Below are 16,223 nucleotides of genomic sequence, written 5' to 3'. Positions count from 1 at the left end.
GAGAAGTTAGTTCTTCCCTTTTCTTTTATTTATTATGATCAAAATACCTAGTAAAACTATAAGACCTACAGAGAACCATAACCAGAAAGATGAGCTACCTATTTCGTCTGCGCCGGTCTTTAAGTCCAAATTTTCTTCTGTTAAGTGGCTTTCTCCTTCATCGAGTTCTGCTACGATTGGAAATAATGGGCGTAGCTCTGTCTCAATATAGGTTACATTGTTCAAGAATGTTTCCTTGTCATTTCCTTTACTTCCGATTCCAAACAATCCCGGGTTTCCTAAAGCTTTTAATGATTCATCGAAAGCAACATATATTTCATCCGTCTTCTCTTGACCGACCTTTTCGATTACTAACGATTCTAATACCGAAAATGTACCTCTTGCTTTGGCAAGTAATAACTTCGCTTGACCATAGTCCTCGAATTGGTCTTCGGCAAAATGAAGTCGCCTTTCAATATTTAAGCGTAATGCGGCTTGCCAGCTTCGAAGAAGGAGCTGCTTATCATTTGTTTCAAATGCCATATCAATATCCGGCTGCGTTTTCGTAAAATAAAGGTTAAAATCCTTTTCATAGGAGGAATAGACTGCTTTAGCTTTCTCCCAATCGTCTTGCTCTAAATGATTTTCTAGTTCTTTATACGCTTCTGCAATTTGTTCTTCCCCAGGGTCTCCATAGGAATAAGCTGAGACCTGACTAGGTAAAAGTATGTAATTGAGAATTAATATCACTGTTAGGCTAAAAAAAAGTAACTTCTTCATCTGTTATCCTCCCACACTCTCAATGATAATGATTATCATTGATGTTGTCAATGCTCTACAGGCGAAATTTTTGCTGTAACATGAGCATTTTTATTGACTGTCACTTTTTCAACAGGACGCGATATTTCTTTATATATCGCAGGTAACACATTTTTCATATAGTCTTTAAATTTAATAAATGATGTTCCCGTTGTGCGCACTCGATAATTTATCGGAATTTCCTTCATTCGAAATCCTTTACGTACAATATTTAAAGTAAGCACTTGAGCATAATTATAATCATGAATAATTTCTGCGTTTTCCGTAACCTGTTTTGAAAATGCACGCATTCCTGACTGTCCATCATAAATCCATCTCCGTAGCAACACTGACTGCAGAAGTGTAAAACAATAGTTTCCTATCCGACGATGAATTTGCATTCCATTAATCGTGCCCATAAAACGGGATCCCATTACATAATCTGCTTCACCTTTTAAGATGGGATCTATGAGCTCAGAAATTTGCTCAGCAGGGTACTCACCATCAGCATCAATCATAACTGAAATATCTGCCCCAAGCTTTAAAGATTGAGACAGTCCTGTTCGAACGGCAGTGCCAAGACCTCTGTTCTCTTCAAGGTGAATAATATAATCCGCTCCCGCCTCTTCGGCTACTTGGACGGTATTATCTGTCGATCCGTCATTAATGACAAGTATCTTTACATCAAGAAATGGGGAGATATCTCGCTTTACGTTTTCAATCACAGTCCCGATAGATTCTTCTTCATTAAATGCTGGCATAAATACAATCACTGTTTGTTTGTTCATGATGATTTTTCCTTTCGTTTAAATGCATCCTTTAAGACTGGTCCTCTCGCATGGCTTGGGAATGGCGCTCCAAGCATTGTTGCAATAGTCGAAGCAAGTGACACTAGACTATGTTTATCCTCAATTTTCTGATTAGGACGAATCGTAGGGCCGTGCATAAAAAATGGAACAAAACGTTCTCCCTCATCTAAATGTCCGTGACCACCTATTCCATCAGCTTGACCATGATCAGCACAAATCATTAAAGTCGTATTGTTCATCTTCCCTTCTTTTTGAAGCCAGTTAACAAAATCTTCAACTAGGGCATCAGCTTCAGAGATTTTTTGTAAGTATTCATCATATAAAACCCCTCTACTATGACCTGTTTGGTCAGTTCCAATTAGTTGAACGATAAACAAATCCGGATCCTGTTCCTTCATAATGTGCTTTGCTCGTTTCATAATATTCGTATCGGCAACATCATTTTTCATGACAGCCGTCACTGTCTCGACATCATCTCCCATACTATCCACTAAATGAGCAATACCTAGCAATTTTCCCTTTTTCCCTATCTTTCGCAAAGAATCAAAAATACTCTCTACTTTTATCCCTAAGCGCCACACCATATTAGATTGGATGCCGTGCTCAAAAGGGTAGGTTCCTGTAAACATTGAACTAAAACACACTACTGTACGAGCAGGATAAACCGTTTCCATATTCGTGTATTCAGTTCCATTTGCTTTTAATGAATCAAGAAAGGGGGTGTTTGCTTCTTGAAACCGCTCTTTTCTCATTCCATCGATGACGATAACAATAACACGATCACTCTCTACTTCATATTCTTCTAGATCTTGAGGGACACTCGCTTTCTCTTCATAATACTTTGGTTTCCAATCAAACAAATAGCGATGAAGAACAAAGGAAAAAAGCCACACTGAAGCAAAAAAGCCTAAGTACCAATAAAACGAATGAGTAGTTATACCTTTCATTCCATTGAATGTTAACAGCCACATATTTAGTAGTAATAGTATTTTGGGTAGCTGTTCTTGAGCATTTCCACTTGTAGAGTCACTATTTTTCATTACGAGCTTCCAAAAACGAGTGAAATTCAACCATGAGGTTCCAATTCGCAAATGGTAATAAAATGTACCCCAAAAAAAGACGGTAAAGAAAAAATACAACGCGATTGCGAACACACTTATCCCAATGAAGAATTCTCCTCCAGCAACTAAAAATACTAAGAGCGGTATCCATAAATAATTACGTAAAAAAAGCGGGAAATCATAATGGTAATACAAAACAAAAAATGGTAGAACAATGAAAAAACTTTGGAGCATTGGCGCCCAATTAGTTCCGATTTCACCTTGAACTAAGAGATACATCATCATCGTCCCAACAACAAAAATGGGCGTAAATGGTTTCCCTTCGTTTAATAAATTCCAGCACCTAGCTGCCACTTTTTCAAATTTTGAAGCACTTTTCATCCGTTTCTCTCCTCGTCTGTCAATGAAAAAGATTTAATTTGTTTATATGAAATCGGGTCGAGATACCATGCAATTCCTCCAACTAAGTAGGAAAATAAAAACTTCATTCCATGCGTAATAATCGCAGCGAACAACCCGATTTCAAATAAGATTCCATATGTACGCAGTGTTACACTCATGACGGTTTCATAATTGGCAATTCCACCTGGGGTTATTTGAAATATTTGTCCCAGAACCGTCACACTATTCGTGACGACAGCATTCCAAAAAGTAAAGTCTGGCATGATGGCATACATGACAGAAAATAAAATACTTCCTTCTAATATCCAGCTTGTAAAAACTAAAGCAAATACAAAAATAATTTGCCTTCTAAAAAATAACTGTCTAAAAATGAGCCACTGTCGCTGAAAAACAGAAGGCCATTTAAGCATTAATGGTAATGACACAAGAACTACCAATATTCCCCCCACTACAACCAAAATCCAATATGAAGATAATTTTGAAATCACCGCAAATCCAAAGAATAAGGATAGGCATAGTAGCGAAAATAGATCAAATAAGCGTAATAGTGCAACCGATTGAATAATTTCTGATAACGATCCTTTCCGTCTTCTATTGTACCCGACATAAATTCGAGCTACTTCTCCCCCTTTAACCGGAAGGAGGTGATTAAAAAATAAGCTATACCATATACCAACAATGGCCGTTTTTATGGATATTTTTGATTGTAAAGTCCATGTCCATGCAATTGCCTTAAGGACAAAAGAAAGAAAATAGACAAAGAAACCGAGAATAAGTTGAACAGGATGCTGTAGGAGAAACAGAAACGTATTTTTCCATAGTTCTTTCTCTCCAAACTTCCATAACAATAGAAAAAAAATTACAATTAAAACAGCCCCAATCCCCCACCTAATCCACTTCAATTTATGTTTCATTTCCTCGCCTACTTTATTCCTAAATCTTGACTGCACTCCATTTTATCATAATACAGAAAAAGAAGAAGCCACAGATTGCAGCTTCCTTCTTTTATTATAATGCTAAACGACTTCTATTATTGAAGTTGGTCTAACACCGTTACAATCGCATCACTATGCTTTTGCGCAGCTTCCTTATCACCGCTATTTACAGCGTCAAACCAGCTTTGTGCTTGCCCCATTACTTCTGCCGTTTGCTCTTCTCCAAGCTGTTCTGTAATTTGTACTTGTAGCATGTTCAGGAACATATTTCCTTCCATTGCTTCTACTTTTGCTTCCGTTTCTTCTCCTGCTTCAAGTGCTTCAACTACTTTTTCATGGTAAATTTTCGCTTTTCCAGCAATAGCATTTACAAATAGACTAGAAATTTCAGCATTTTCTAGTGTAGAAACATCCGTACTAAGTGAGAATAATTCATTTAATTTTGTTGCAGCTTCTTCATCCCCACCTGAAAGTGAGCCAACAATCGCCTGAAGGAATCCATATCCTTCTGCCTGCATGATTTGAAGTTCAATTTCTTCTTTTCCTTCTTCAATTGCTGCTCCAATTTTTTCTGCATAGGAATTAGCAGCTAAATAATAGCTTTTATAGATTGACTTATCTGTTAGTTGAGCGTAAATCTTATAATCATCCGCTTTTTCATTATCAATTGCTTCTTGTTGAACAGTTAAACCATTATTAATGTTTTCTACCATAGAAAATTCACCTGATAGTTCATAATAGCCATCACGTTTTTCTGCTGTCGGAAGAAAAATCTGCTCTGCAATTACACTTATTTCAGAAAATAATGTGTTTGCATTTTCTTTATTACCTGCTTCTAACTCTGCTGCAACTTCTTTTTGTAACCCTTTTTGCACTTTATAGAAATAAGATTGTGTTAATTTATCCACTAGTTGACGAGCTACATTGGCATCAAGATCTCCAGTGCTTCCACCTTCAATCGCTGCTTCAATCGCCGTTCCAATCTCTCCATCAACATTATCAATACTTCCTTTTAAATGCTCTTCATAAGATGTAGAAACAACGCTCCAATCTACCTCTTGATTCTCTTTTGCTTTATTCAGTTCTTCTTTCATTGAAGTGAAAGCTGCTATTTCTGCTTCTGCTTTTAGTTCAGGAGTCTCTTCCATCTCTTTCTCTTCTTCTTTTTCTACCATTTCGTTTTCTACTTCTTTAGGCTCATCATCCGAACTACATCCGGCAAGAACAGCTCCTGATATTAAAAAGCTTGCAAATATTTGCTTTAATTGACGCTTTTTCATTTTCTATGTACCTCCTAGAATATATAACTAAGTTGATTGATAATGATTTTCATTAACAAATAGTATTATATCGAGAATGATTATCAGCGTCAACTACTATTTTTTTTAATATTTTACCATAGTCGTCATTTATTTATTTCCTTATTTATAACCGCCTGAACTCAATGATTCTATTAATAAAGTTACGAGGAGATTAATCTTTTCTCCAACCATTAACTGGTATTTCCCAATACGACTTCTTATAACTATAGGAAATGCGGCATTATTGCTTCGAAGAAAAATTAATGTTTTAGAGTTAAGGGACAAATTGCTGACGATCTTTTATTTAATTTCTCAAAACTTTTTTCTCTACTACTACGTCTTGTAACTGTAGAAAATCAATTTTTGCTCTAGTGGTTAGAGAAAGTATCAGTATTTAAGCGTTGAGGGTGACAAATTGCTGACTCTCTTCTATTTAATTACTCAATACTTTTTTCTCCATTACTACGTCTTGTATCTATAGGAATTATGGCAAAATTCATGAATAATCAGCATTTAAGCGTCGAGGGAGGCAAACAGTAGACAATTCTGTCATCTAAAAAAAAATTTCCATGAATTTCACAAAACTTTTTTCTCCACTACTACGTCTTGTAACTATAGGGAATACTGCAATAAAGGTGGCATGAGTATGCGGGAGAAAAGCTTGAAGAAACAACTTACTTCTTTTGTTATTAAAAACCAAGAAGATATATATAGGTATGCATTTAGTTATGTAAAAAATAAGGATGATGCACTGGATATCGTGCAAGAGTCTATCCAGAAAGCATTAATGAAAATAAATACATTAAAAGACGCCAAAGCGATAAAAACATGGTTTTACCGCATTGTTACAAATACAGCACTTGATGTTATTCGTAAAAAGAAGAAACTTCAAGTAACAGATGAAGAGACGTTAACTTATCTTTCTTCTGGAGAAAATGATGTTTATCAAGACGTTGACCTAAATAGAGCTTTACATGATTTACCTACGGAAGACAGAGTGCTCATTATCCTAAGATATTATAAAGATTTTAAACTATCAGAAATCGCAGCAACCTTAGATTTAAATGTGAACACAGTAAAGACAAGACTATATAGGGTTATCGGACATCTACGCAGTAGAATAGAGGATTCTGAGGAGGAGGGAAAATAAAATGGACAAAAAAATGGAGCAATTAAAACGTGAATATTTAGAAACCCCAATTCCAGACGAGCTTGAATTTGTTGTAGAGAAGGCATTGAAGAAAAAGAAACGAAACGTAGCTCGATACAATTGGCTTATTGGCTTTGGAGCTGCTGCTGTTATGTTTGTATCCTTTATTAATACAAGTCCATTTATTGCAAAGGCTACGACCGGTATACCCGTCGTCAGTGATATCATCCAAGTTCTTACCTTCCGTGAATTCACATTTAAAGGTGAACGTCATCACGCTGACATTGATGTACCAACGATACAAAACCTTGACGATCCATCGTTAGAAAGTACACTCAATCAAAAATACCTAGAAGAAGGCAAGCAGCTATACGATGAATTAATAAACTCGATTGGTGATATAAACTCAAGCCTTTCTGTTATCCATAGTAATTTTGAAATTAAGACAGATAATGAAACGATTTTATCACTTGGTCGAGAAGTTGTCCGTTTTACACAGGCAGGCTCATCTAATAAAGAAATGTCATTCGATACGATTGATAAAAAAAATAAACTCCTCATTACTTTACCGATGTTGTTTAAAGATGATCGCTATATCGATGTCATTAGTCAAAATATTATACAACAAATGAAACAGCAGGAAGAAGAGTCTGAGCATAGTTATTATTTTAATGCTGAAGATTCAATCGAAACAATAAGAAAACTTGACAATTTTTATATTAATTCGGAAGGGAAATTAGTTATTTCCTATAATAAATACGAAGTAGCAGCTGGCGTTATGGGAAGAGTTGAATTTATTATCCCCACTGATGTTATAAGTGACCTATTGGTTAGTCATGAATATATCAAATAATTACCATGTTAAAAACAAAGGCTACACAGAGAGTGATCAGATGTCACTTTCTTCGACAATCTTTTTACATGAATTAACAGAAAATTGTCTTTATATGGAATCAATAACATGATATCATTGTCGACAAAGGAATAAGAAAATAGATAAATAATGGAATACTTGTTTAATAGAATATTTACTTGATAATTTTTGAAAATTATATACTTTAGGAGAAAGATAAAATGAGAAGAAAACGATCCACTCACAAATTCCCTAAGCCAAATGCCCGATTTTATACCTTAATCGTTGCTGTAGCAATAGCCATTTTTACATTTAACTATATCTCTACTGAAAATAATCGTACCGAAGCTGGAGAGACCACGACCACTAAAGCGGAAGAAGTAGTAAAATCAACTAAAAATGAGAAAGAAAAAACAGTGAGTGAGCAAGAGAATTCAGAAGTAGATCAAGAGAATAGTAGTTCAGAAGACGAAGGTGGCATCGACATTGAGCCAACTGTGGAAGACAATCCATCATTACCTGAAAACGATATCTTGGACCAAACTAAAGGAAAAGTAGCCTATATCACAGTTGATGATGGACCCTCTGCCTACACAGAGTCATTCATAGACTTATTTGAAAAACATAATGTAAAAGCAACCTTCTTTATGCTTGGTCCAAGTATAGAAAGATATCCTAATTCAGTGAAGGAAATGAGTGAAAAAGGGTTTGGGATTGGCCTTCACGGGATATCACATGATTCCAAAAAAATTTATGACTCTCTTTCTAATGTTCTAGGTGAAATGGATGCAGAGAGAGAAATCGTTCAACGTATTACAGGAACTGACACGCAAATTATTCGTACCCCTTATGGCAGTAGGCCATTTTTAAGTGCTGAATGGAAAAAATCGATTCAAGCGGAAGGGTATAAAATTTGGGATTGGAATGTAGATAGTGAAGATTGGAAATATCCTAATAGAACTATGGTAGATATCGTTATCTCATCAGTCCAAGAGCTTGAGGCTGAACAACAAAATCCAGTGATATTATTTCATGATTCAAAGGCTACCCTTGAACAGATGGAAGATGTTATTACATTCTTACTTGAAGAAGGGTATGAGCTTAAAGCGATTGACGATTCCTTACCAGCATTAACGTGGTAATCTATCCTTTCATGGATTACGAGTTTTAAACAACTTTAAACCGTCTATTCTATTAATAATAGAGTATTAGACTAAAATAGTTGAAGAGGATACATCATGATTCAGTTTTCAAAAGTAAAATCCTACATAGTATAAAAAAGTTGAAGAAGCTTGAATAAATCTTTCATCCTTCCTCAACTTTTTTATCTCCATCTAGTCTGAGACCGACAAACTTATTAGACTATTGACAGAATGTACAATTATCATTTGCCCTCATCTTTAACGATTATGTTTCTATCCCCTTCTAAACACTCATAACATATACATTGGTTTCTATGACCTATGCTTTGGAGCAGTTCTTTTGAAATGGATACTTTCATGCACCAGCAGGTCTCGGCCTTTTTTCCTTCATTTATTGCGCAATGGTTGTCTTTATTGCATAATGGGCATTTAGTCATATATGACTCCTTTTCCCTCCATCTTTTTTACACGAAACAAGAGTGAATATGTATCTGATTGGCTTTTAAATTTTCGGTTCTTTATTCATATAAACTTCATCGGATGAACTTCTCGCTTAGACTCCCCTTCAAACAAGGTAGCAGGTTGTGTTCCCAATACATATATTCCAGCATCACTCAAATGAATCCCTGTTTCTTCTGGTAAAGCAAGGACATCCGTCTTATTTTCCAAACCATATTTTCTGATTAAAATGTCATCTTTCTTGTTATAGTGACACCATATTGGTAACCTTTCACCAAATTTAAGCCAGCAAATTCACGAAGGCCTACATTATTAGCATCCATATAAGAGGATGTTTCGATATTATGACCGAAAATGATTGCTCCTGCACTTCCTCCGTAAATAATCCCTCCACTCTTTACATATTGCTTTAAAACCTTTATGAAACCAGAGTGGACTAGGTCATTCAGTAAACGAAAAGTATTTCCTCCCCCAATATAGACTGCTGAAAATAATTGTAAATCAGCTAGACACTTTTTGTTAATATCGGTCCACATAGTAATATTATGAATACCTAAAGGGTTAAAAACACGATTGATCCACTCAAAACAAGACTCATATGATATTGTTTGGCCATCCATAGCAATCGGAATATACAATAATGGCTGCTCATGATTAATGCTCTCAGCAAACCTTTTATCGATTAACAGTGTTTGCTGCTCATTTCCACCCCCAGAAAGGAATAATTCCCCCATAAACTCACCTCCATCAAAAGTCTCGGATAATAGTAATCTACCATTACGCTAAATTTTTCTACCCTTTAAAAGATATGTACTTCTTCTATTTTATAGATACTAACACAATTTTACATTAGTTAAATTGTAGGACTATTCTATTATTTTATCAATCAAGTGAATGATGAATGTTAATTTTGTCATATTTACTAAGAAGATATCATTTACTATAAATGAATTTAAATCTTTTAAAGGAGTTGAATGAATGAAAGCATTAAAACGACTTCTCCCCTTCTTTCTATTGGTATTCATTGTAAGTCCGGTAGAACGGGAAGCAAGTGCTAATGTTACTACTATTGTTCCTAATCCAGTTGGAGTATCCGATACACCAGGAACTTGGTTCACGGGAGCTATACCTGACAACGTTGATCATAATCAACCCCCTATAGTTTTCGTACAAGGTCTACATGGAAATGCAAGAGATTGGTGGGAGAATACCGTTTACTACGGAGATAATGATATGTATCAACATGCTTATTTAAATGGTTTCCGTACCGCTTTTGTACAACTAGAAGATGCTACTGGGGGAGACGCAGCAGATGTGTGGCACAATGGAAAAATGCTTGCCGAAATGTTAGAGGAGATCTATCACTTTTTTGGGGAAAAGGTGAACATCGTGGCTCACAGTAAAGGTGGGGTTGATACACAAGCTGCGCTTGTCCAGTATGAGGCATGGCCTTATGTCAATGACGTTATTACCCTTTCCTCCCCTCACTACGGCTCTCCATTAGCTGATTTAGCCTACAGTTGGTATGCTGGGTGGTTAGCTGATTTAATTAAACGTACTGATGACGGAACATATTCAATGCAAACTGGAGAAATGGAAAAATTCCGTTTTCTAATCGACCGAAATGAAAGCGTATTCAAAAATGATTATTTCACCGCATCAGGTACTGGGTGGGGTCCAATCTTCTCTGCACTTTGGTTTGGAGGCTTATACTTAGGTGGAGATAATGATGGTCTTGTCCCCGTTTGGAGTACGAAGCTTCCCTATAGTACACACTTCTTTAGTGGGGGAGATGATATAGATCACGATAACATTCGTACGGGATCAAGTTCGTTTAAACAAATAAATTCTGTCCTTCGTAACGACAGCATAAACGTAATACCGACTTTGTCCCCTCAACCATCCAACGAACAATACGTTCCTGAGCAATTGTTACGTGGAAATAAAATACCTTCCAATACAGCTGTTACCGAATTAATACCTGTAGAATCTGGTAACAATCAAATTACATTCCAAGTGATGACAAGTGGAGAGGATGTAAATGTAGTACTTACTTCACCAAAAGGGAAACAATACACCAAAAGGTCAAAACAACACAATGATTATATTGACAAAAATTATTTTAACAATGCCTATACTCAAACTTTTACGATTAATAATCCTGAAGCTGGAGAATGGCAGATGGTAATGAATAGTAACCATGAAGATGCCTATTTTATCGTTACCAATTTCCAAGGGTCAAATGCCTTGAATATGAAATGGTCTCAAATAGAAAAAAAAGCAAAAGACAAGAAACAAAAAGGTTCGTCAAAGATAAAATTGGAGACAAAAGTGAAAAAAACGAAACCAAGGCTTAAAAATGGTGCTGGAGTAGGTTCAGGCTCTCTCAACATTATTGAGTCAGAAACGAACAATGTCACGTATGAAATAATAGGCACGAAAGAGAATGGTGAGAAATTCTACCGAACCGTTGTTAAGTCATATTTCCAAACTGGCACTGTTGAATAATTCTCTTTTTACTTAATAAAAGGGGAGAACTCCATTATTAATGGAGTTCTCCTCTTTTTAAATTAGTTCTTTACATTTACTTCTGCATGGATTTCTTTGTTTTTACTGTAATAGAAATCACACGGTGCCTCAGCTTTAATTGTTTGACCTTTATAAGATACAGCTGGCGCTACAAATGATTCATCATAATCATTAATTCCTTTGACAACACAAGAAGTAATTTCTTCATTTCCTATCGTTATAATCGCACACCCTTTAGCTGGTAGTGAAACCGTTAACTCTTCCCCGTCAACAGAAAGTTTATGCTCCTTAGAAATTTGAGAATTACTTAATAAGTAAATGGACTTTTCTCCTTCAAGCTCATACATAAATGTATAGCACTCATCGCCAACAATACGTGACTTGTCAATGTGAATATTCATGAGATGAGCAAACGTTGGTGAAATACCACATGATGAGAATGGGTTTTCTGGATAGTATATAATCGTTCCATTACCGTGATTGACTGTATTATAACGTTTTGAATTTGAAATCACATGATTTAAAATCGAGCATTTTTCCATTGTTTCATCATAGGTAGGGACTTCACCAAAGAAGAAGAGTTTGCCTCCCGCAGTAACGTATTGAAGCAACTTCTCTTGAACTTCACGATGCATAAAGAATCCACCTACAACAGATATTGCTTGTTGTTGTTGTAGTTCTTCAATCGATGCTGTCTCAATGTTAACAATACCAAATTCACGCTGTTCCTTTAACATTGTAAGCATAAACGATTCAAGCCCTTTATAGCCTGAATGTGGAGCTTTTACTCCCATTTTCTCAAAATCACGATCCTCTATACCAAATGAGGCTAAATAGCTATATGGAGCATATAATCCCCAAGCGTTTTCATTTGGTCGTTTTCCTTCAGTAATTAACTGTTCGTTTTCCTTTAAATAGGAAACTAGGACTTTTAGTGCTTCGAATTTTTCACCTGTTTCACCTTTTTCTGTGATTGGTGAACAGTCAGGGTATGGACGTGCATGAATGGAATCAAGTTCATCAGTCCATCCGTCAGTTGAAATGCCTGTATAAACATTAAATCCTGTTGCCCCTAATCCCATTGCCAATACGGTTTGATAAAACGGAACATGATGATAAATATAGCGCCAATCATACAATGGATCTGAAAAGCCCCAATTCTCTTCAAGGTTAATTCCACGATCGCGCTTAACTAGAAGCAAATAGCGTAAAAATGCCGTTTCATCATGAGAAACAACGCCAATCCAATTCGTGAAACCGTAGCTAACGTCCCAATGTTCAGGGACAACTCTTGTTAACCAAAAGTCAAAGCCCTTCGCTTCATTTAATGGAGGGTTTATATTATTGAAGACAGGTAATGTTGAATCAATGGCATTGCCCCAATTTGTATACAAATCACCTAGATAACGATTTTGAGTCTCTGCCCATTGTAAATAAGGCAGCACTTGCTTAACATTATCTTTTGTATGAATATCAAAGGCTCTAGGTACAGGAATTTCGCTATGTGAAGCATAGCTCGTTCCAAATGTCTCATTATATTGTTCAATAGGACCGAACTGTTTCTGTAATCTCTCAGTATGATAGTCTAATCCACTTTGGGAATAATCGTATGCTAACACACTATGCTGACCATCAGAATATAATCCTTCATTTAAAATTTGCAGGGCAATGACAGGACCATTCGGGTAAGTAAATGGTTTGATAACCGTTTCATCACAAACCTTGTACCAATCTTGAACAGCAGTCGTAAAGGATTCGTCAAATGGTGCTGGAAGGTTACGATGCCATTTACGCTCATTCCCTTCATTATCAAGCATTGCTTCGTATTCTTTTCCACCTTCTACGAAATCTGGTAATCCTCCAAAATCCGTTTCAGCATGTATGAAAGGACCTGGTTTCACAACAGCAAACATATTTTTTTCTTCAACTAATTTAATGAAGGAGAGTACATCACGATTCCCTTGTGTGTCTCCAGAAAAATCAAGTACATCTTGTCCATCAATCTTTAAATGATGATGTCTCCAAGGAACATAAAACGTAACAACTTCTATCCCTGCATCTTTTAATTTATCTAACCGATCAGACCAATTCTCGGGATAATCACGATAATATGGATAATCAGCAGAAATAAATACGAATGGTTTCCCATCACGATACAATATTCCATCTTTCACATTAATCATAAGTGTATTGCCTCCATTCTATAATGGTTGTCCTAATTTTTTGAAGCTTTTTTGAAAAGCTACCGTACAAGCTAGTAAAAGTGGCATAATGCCGAACAAAGGTAACAGTGTTGGTAAATAGCCATAAACTACTCGAATAGCTAAAATTATAATAAACACAACCATTGTTGCTAGCGGGTTTGCCAGTCCCATTAATAACCCATTTTTCATTACTTTGAATGATCGATCACTTGTTATAGATAGCAAAGGAAGTGAATAAAAGACCATTATTAATAGGAAAAAAACGATGATAATTAATCCTACTCCTACAATTGTACTCATCATAGAGTCGAAATAAGTAATAGCAGAAAAATCAATATACAATATTAGTGAGAGAGCAATGACCATACTAAAAAGCACATTCCCACGAACAAAGCTTTGTTTATATACTTCCCAAAATGATGAGAAAATAGGAATGTCTTCTTGCTCAACAATTCGTTTTCTCATGATGTAACATGCGGCTATGGATGCTGGAAAAATACCAAACACAATGAATCCAACAACTGTGAATACTAGCCAAAGTAAATTTAGTACGATGAACTGTAACAACATATCCGCTATGAAGTATAGTCGACGTCCTGTTGAACTTTTTAACATCTTTGCTCTCTCCTATCTAGTGTACTTATGTCAAATTCGTCAGCTTTCGATAATCTCTTTTTAACAGTTCGAATACTGGCTTTGTTGTTTTACGGTCCATTTGAAATAAACCCATTGTTTGATAAAATTCATTATGATTAATATACCAGTCATAGACAGACCAATAGTTTATCCCAGCCAAATACCCTTCTTCATTCACTTGACCGTCTGGTGATACCGTTGCTTTTTCTAGCAAAGCTCTTTGGGTCTCTGAATAAATATAAACTTGCTTTTCTTCTTCGCCACCATCTTCTCTAGACCAGTAACCATATTCTGTATTTAAGATAGGCTTATTTGGCCAAGCTTTATGAGCATTTTCGAGAAACTGTTTTGTTCCTTCATATGGGGTACTTCCGTGAAACACACCGAAATACATTGTCCAGCCTGCAACATCGAGTGGCTCCATCGATTCATCCCAATAACCTGGTTGATCTGCCGCAGCACTTTGAGTAATGAGCCTACCATCATTATATTTTCCACGTAAATCATTGACTAATCGCTCATTATGTCTTTTACGTAATGCAACCTCAACCGATTCATTTTGTGTACTCCATAAGATAATAGAAGGTCGATTAAAGTTTGAAAGAATCATTTCTCGCCACATTTGCTGTGCATGTAAACGGGTTTCTTCCGCTTCATAATGCTCGCGCTCAAATTGCCATAATGGAATTTCACATTTCGCAGTAAGTCCTAATCGATCAAGAATAATATACGTATATATATGGTTTGGATAATGGGATGTTCTCACAAAATTAATGGATAAATCCCTCATCTGTAATAAATCTGTTACGATACGGTCAAAAGTCGCCGTTCTTCCAAAATTCGGCCATTCTTCATGTCTGGCTAAACCTACAAGAAAAATGGGTTCATTATTTAACGTGATTTTCGTTCCTTCAGTTGCCACTGTTCGAATACCAAACTGAGAAAAAAATCGATCAACTGTGTCCTCTCCCTGCACAAGCTCTACTCCACAAACATACAAGTTTGGGTTCCTAACCTCCCACAGCTTTGGGTCATCAATTTGAATCGTTGTTGTCCATATCGATAGATCATTTGCATCGACCTGGACCTCTTGCTCACCCCGTCCGGAATAAGTCCTTTTCTCCCCAATTATATCTTCTGCATAAGGTGACTGAAGAAACTGAGGGGATTCCTGATCCCCCTCATATAAATTCACTTTAACCATTACCTTTTCAGGCAATTCACTGCGGTTTTCAACCACTAATTTCAACCTTACTTGACCAGTTGTATCAACAGGTACAATGTCACATCGACTAATTTGAATAGCAGGTGTTGCTTCAATAAATAAATCATGAATGATCCCTGTGTAATTAAAGAAATCCGTTCCTACTGTTGCTGGAATAATATCATTTCGGCTGCCCCAAGGTGGATTGTCTACTCGGATAACAATGACATTTTCTTCACCAAGCTGTACAAAATTCGTAATGTTGAAGGAAAATGGTGTATATCCTCCTTCATGAACTCCAACATATTGTCCATTAACCCAAATATCTGCAATATAACTGATGGCATATGCTTTTAACGCAATTTGCTTACTAGTCCAATCAGATGGAACCTTGAATTTCCGTCGGTACCATACACCATCCTCATATGTTTCAACTCCGTTTGTACTTGCTTCACCTGTCATCTTGTTTTCTGGCAACGGAATAGAATGAGTGATTAACTGCTCATCATCGTAGTGAAGGCCAGTTATTCCTTGCCCTTCTTTTTCTACCTTTTCAATCCAGTTTTTTGTCCGCTCTTCCATCGTTTGCTCATGGTCAGCTTGAAATCTTTTCTTTTTCCAGTTGCCTCCCAAGGAAACGGATAGTCTCTTTTGTGGGTCAAATGAAGGCAACACGTTTCCATTTTGAAATGGTACATTTTCATTGTTTACTTCTTTAAACAATAATGTGGTATCTAGATGCATAATAAACCTACCTTTTT

The 16,223-nt window shown here is 36.2% G+C and carries 15 protein-coding genes; 4 read left to right on the top strand and 11 right to left on the bottom strand.

Going from position 1 to position 16,223, the window contains the following annotated elements:
• Positions 1 to 6: 6 nt before the first annotated feature.
• The 5 genes from WAK64_RS00750 to WAK64_RS00730 all read right to left on the bottom strand — a co-directional run bounded on the left by WAK64_RS00750 (position 7) and on the right by WAK64_RS00730 (position 5,264).
• Positions 7 to 759 carry a hypothetical protein gene (locus WAK64_RS00750; protein WP_336585009.1) on the bottom strand — a complete coding sequence of 251 codons (753 nt, stop codon included), beginning with the start codon at positions 757 to 759 and terminating at the stop codon, positions 7 to 9.
• A gap of 47 nt (positions 760 to 806) precedes the next feature.
• On the bottom strand, positions 807 to 1,565 hold the full coding sequence (locus WAK64_RS00745) for a glycosyltransferase family 2 protein (RefSeq protein WP_336585008.1): 759 nt from the start codon (positions 1,563 to 1,565) through the stop codon (positions 807 to 809).
• Complete coding sequence (locus WAK64_RS00740; RefSeq protein WP_336585007.1) at positions 1,562 to 3,028, bottom strand: alkaline phosphatase family protein; 1,467 nt, start codon at positions 3,026 to 3,028, stop codon at positions 1,562 to 1,564. Before WAK64_RS00740 ends, WAK64_RS00745 begins: the two co-directional genes overlap by 4 nt.
• Positions 3,025 to 3,963, bottom strand: a complete 939-nt coding sequence (locus WAK64_RS00735) for a lysylphosphatidylglycerol synthase transmembrane domain-containing protein (protein WP_336585006.1) — start codon at positions 3,961 to 3,963, stop codon at positions 3,025 to 3,027. The genes WAK64_RS00740 and WAK64_RS00735 overlap by 4 nt, the downstream gene beginning before the upstream one ends.
• A gap of 116 nt (positions 3,964 to 4,079) precedes the next feature.
• The gene (locus WAK64_RS00730) at positions 4,080 to 5,264 is read right to left on the bottom strand and encodes a hypothetical protein (protein ID WP_336585005.1); all 1,185 of its coding nucleotides are present in this window, start codon (positions 5,262 to 5,264) and stop codon (positions 4,080 to 4,082) included.
• Between the two features lie 667 nt (positions 5,265 to 5,931).
• Between WAK64_RS00730 and WAK64_RS00725 the strand changes: the two genes are divergently transcribed.
• From WAK64_RS00725 to WAK64_RS00715, 3 genes are all read left to right on the top strand, one after another.
• Complete coding sequence (locus WAK64_RS00725) at positions 5,932 to 6,435, top strand: RNA polymerase sigma factor (protein ID WP_336585004.1); 504 nt, start codon at positions 5,932 to 5,934, stop codon at positions 6,433 to 6,435.
• Between the two features lies 1 nt (position 6,436).
• Positions 6,437 to 7,288, top strand: coding sequence for an anti-sigma-V factor RsiV (gene rsiV / locus WAK64_RS00720; protein WP_336585003.1), 852 nt, complete (start codon positions 6,437 to 6,439; stop codon positions 7,286 to 7,288).
• A 221-nt stretch (positions 7,289 to 7,509) separates the two neighbouring features.
• Complete coding sequence (locus WAK64_RS00715; RefSeq protein WP_336585002.1) at positions 7,510 to 8,430, top strand: polysaccharide deacetylase family protein; 921 nt, start codon at positions 7,510 to 7,512, stop codon at positions 8,428 to 8,430.
• 242 nt (positions 8,431 to 8,672) lie between these two features.
• Here the strand turns inward: WAK64_RS00715 and WAK64_RS22335 are convergent, their stop codons facing one another.
• The 3 genes from WAK64_RS22335 to WAK64_RS00705 form a co-directional block, all read right to left on the bottom strand.
• Entirely contained in the window at positions 8,673 to 8,867 is a 195-nt protein-coding gene (locus WAK64_RS22335; protein ID WP_419465876.1) for a cysteine-rich CWC family protein, read from the bottom strand.
• 85 nt (positions 8,868 to 8,952) lie between these two features.
• Positions 8,953 to 9,099 carry a hypothetical protein gene (locus WAK64_RS00710; protein ID WP_336585001.1) on the bottom strand — a complete coding sequence of 49 codons (147 nt, stop codon included), beginning with the start codon at positions 9,097 to 9,099 and terminating at the stop codon, positions 8,953 to 8,955.
• Positions 9,100 to 9,113: 14 nt separating this feature from the next.
• Entirely contained in the window at positions 9,114 to 9,623 is a 510-nt protein-coding gene (locus WAK64_RS00705; RefSeq protein ID WP_336585000.1) for a Type 1 glutamine amidotransferase-like domain-containing protein, read from the bottom strand.
• A 244-nt stretch (positions 9,624 to 9,867) separates the two neighbouring features.
• Between WAK64_RS00705 and WAK64_RS00700 the strand changes: the two genes are divergently transcribed.
• Positions 9,868 to 11,397, top strand: a complete 1,530-nt coding sequence (locus tag WAK64_RS00700; protein ID WP_336584999.1) for an esterase/lipase family protein — start codon at positions 9,868 to 9,870, stop codon at positions 11,395 to 11,397.
• Positions 11,398 to 11,459: 62 nt separating this feature from the next.
• Here WAK64_RS00700 and WAK64_RS00695 read toward each other — a convergent pair whose 3' ends face one another.
• From WAK64_RS00695 to WAK64_RS00685, 3 genes are read right to left on the bottom strand one after another with little or no spacing between them, the layout of a single operon-like run.
• Entirely contained in the window at positions 11,460 to 13,601 is a 2,142-nt protein-coding gene (locus tag WAK64_RS00695; protein WP_336584998.1) for a beta-galactosidase, read from the bottom strand.
• A gap of 18 nt (positions 13,602 to 13,619) precedes the next feature.
• A complete protein-coding gene (locus WAK64_RS00690; protein WP_336584997.1) occupies positions 13,620 to 14,237 on the bottom strand; it encodes a YesL family protein in 618 nt (205 codons plus the stop codon).
• Positions 14,238 to 14,262: 25 nt separating this feature from the next.
• The gene (locus tag WAK64_RS00685) at positions 14,263 to 16,206 is read right to left on the bottom strand and encodes a glycoside hydrolase family 2 TIM barrel-domain containing protein (protein WP_336584996.1); all 1,944 of its coding nucleotides are present in this window, start codon (positions 16,204 to 16,206) and stop codon (positions 14,263 to 14,265) included.
• Positions 16,207 to 16,223: the final 17 nt, after the last annotated feature.

The sequence above is a fragment of the Bacillus spongiae genome (assembly GCF_037120725.1).
GTDB classification, from domain to species: domain Bacteria; phylum Bacillota; class Bacilli; order Bacillales; family Bacillaceae_K; genus Bacillus_CI; species Bacillus_CI spongiae.
The sequence above is the reverse complement of the archived record's forward strand: the minus strand, read 5'-3'. Positions and strand labels throughout refer to the sequence as shown.

What these genes read in the sequence shown, in the direction of transcription:
- WAK64_RS00695 (WP_336584998.1), bottom strand. Translation starts at nt 13,601, where the DNA reads ATGATTAATGTGAAAGATGGAATATTGTATCGTGATGGGAAACCATTC.
- WAK64_RS00700 (WP_336584999.1), top strand. Translation starts at nt 9,868, where the DNA reads ATGAAAGCATTAAAACGACTTCTCCCCTTCTTTCTATTGGTATTCATT.
- WAK64_RS00705 (WP_336585000.1), bottom strand. Translation starts at nt 9,623, where the DNA reads ATGGGGGAATTATTCCTTTCTGGGGGTGGAAATGAGCAGCAAACACTG.
- WAK64_RS00685 (WP_336584996.1), bottom strand. Translation starts at nt 16,206, where the DNA reads ATGCATCTAGATACCACATTATTGTTTAAAGAAGTAAACAATGAAAAT.
- WAK64_RS22335 (WP_419465876.1), bottom strand. Translation starts at nt 8,867, where the DNA reads ATGACTAAATGCCCATTATGCAATAAAGACAACCATTGCGCAATAAAT.
- WAK64_RS00740 (WP_336585007.1), bottom strand. Translation starts at nt 3,028, where the DNA reads ATGAAAAGTGCTTCAAAATTTGAAAAAGTGGCAGCTAGGTGCTGGAAT.
- WAK64_RS00690 (WP_336584997.1), bottom strand. Translation starts at nt 14,237, where the DNA reads ATGTTAAAAAGTTCAACAGGACGTCGACTATACTTCATAGCGGATATG.
- WAK64_RS00715 (WP_336585002.1), top strand. Translation starts at nt 7,510, where the DNA reads ATGAGAAGAAAACGATCCACTCACAAATTCCCTAAGCCAAATGCCCGA.
- WAK64_RS00730 (WP_336585005.1), bottom strand. Translation starts at nt 5,264, where the DNA reads ATGAAAAAGCGTCAATTAAAGCAAATATTTGCAAGCTTTTTAATATCA.
- rsiV (WP_336585003.1), top strand. Translation starts at nt 6,437, where the DNA reads ATGGACAAAAAAATGGAGCAATTAAAACGTGAATATTTAGAAACCCCA.
- WAK64_RS00745 (WP_336585008.1), bottom strand. Translation starts at nt 1,565, where the DNA reads ATGAACAAACAAACAGTGATTGTATTTATGCCAGCATTTAATGAAGAA.
- WAK64_RS00750 (WP_336585009.1), bottom strand. Translation starts at nt 759, where the DNA reads ATGAAGAAGTTACTTTTTTTTAGCCTAACAGTGATATTAATTCTCAAT.
- WAK64_RS00725 (WP_336585004.1), top strand. Translation starts at nt 5,932, where the DNA reads ATGCGGGAGAAAAGCTTGAAGAAACAACTTACTTCTTTTGTTATTAAA.
- WAK64_RS00735 (WP_336585006.1), bottom strand. Translation starts at nt 3,963, where the DNA reads ATGAAACATAAATTGAAGTGGATTAGGTGGGGGATTGGGGCTGTTTTA.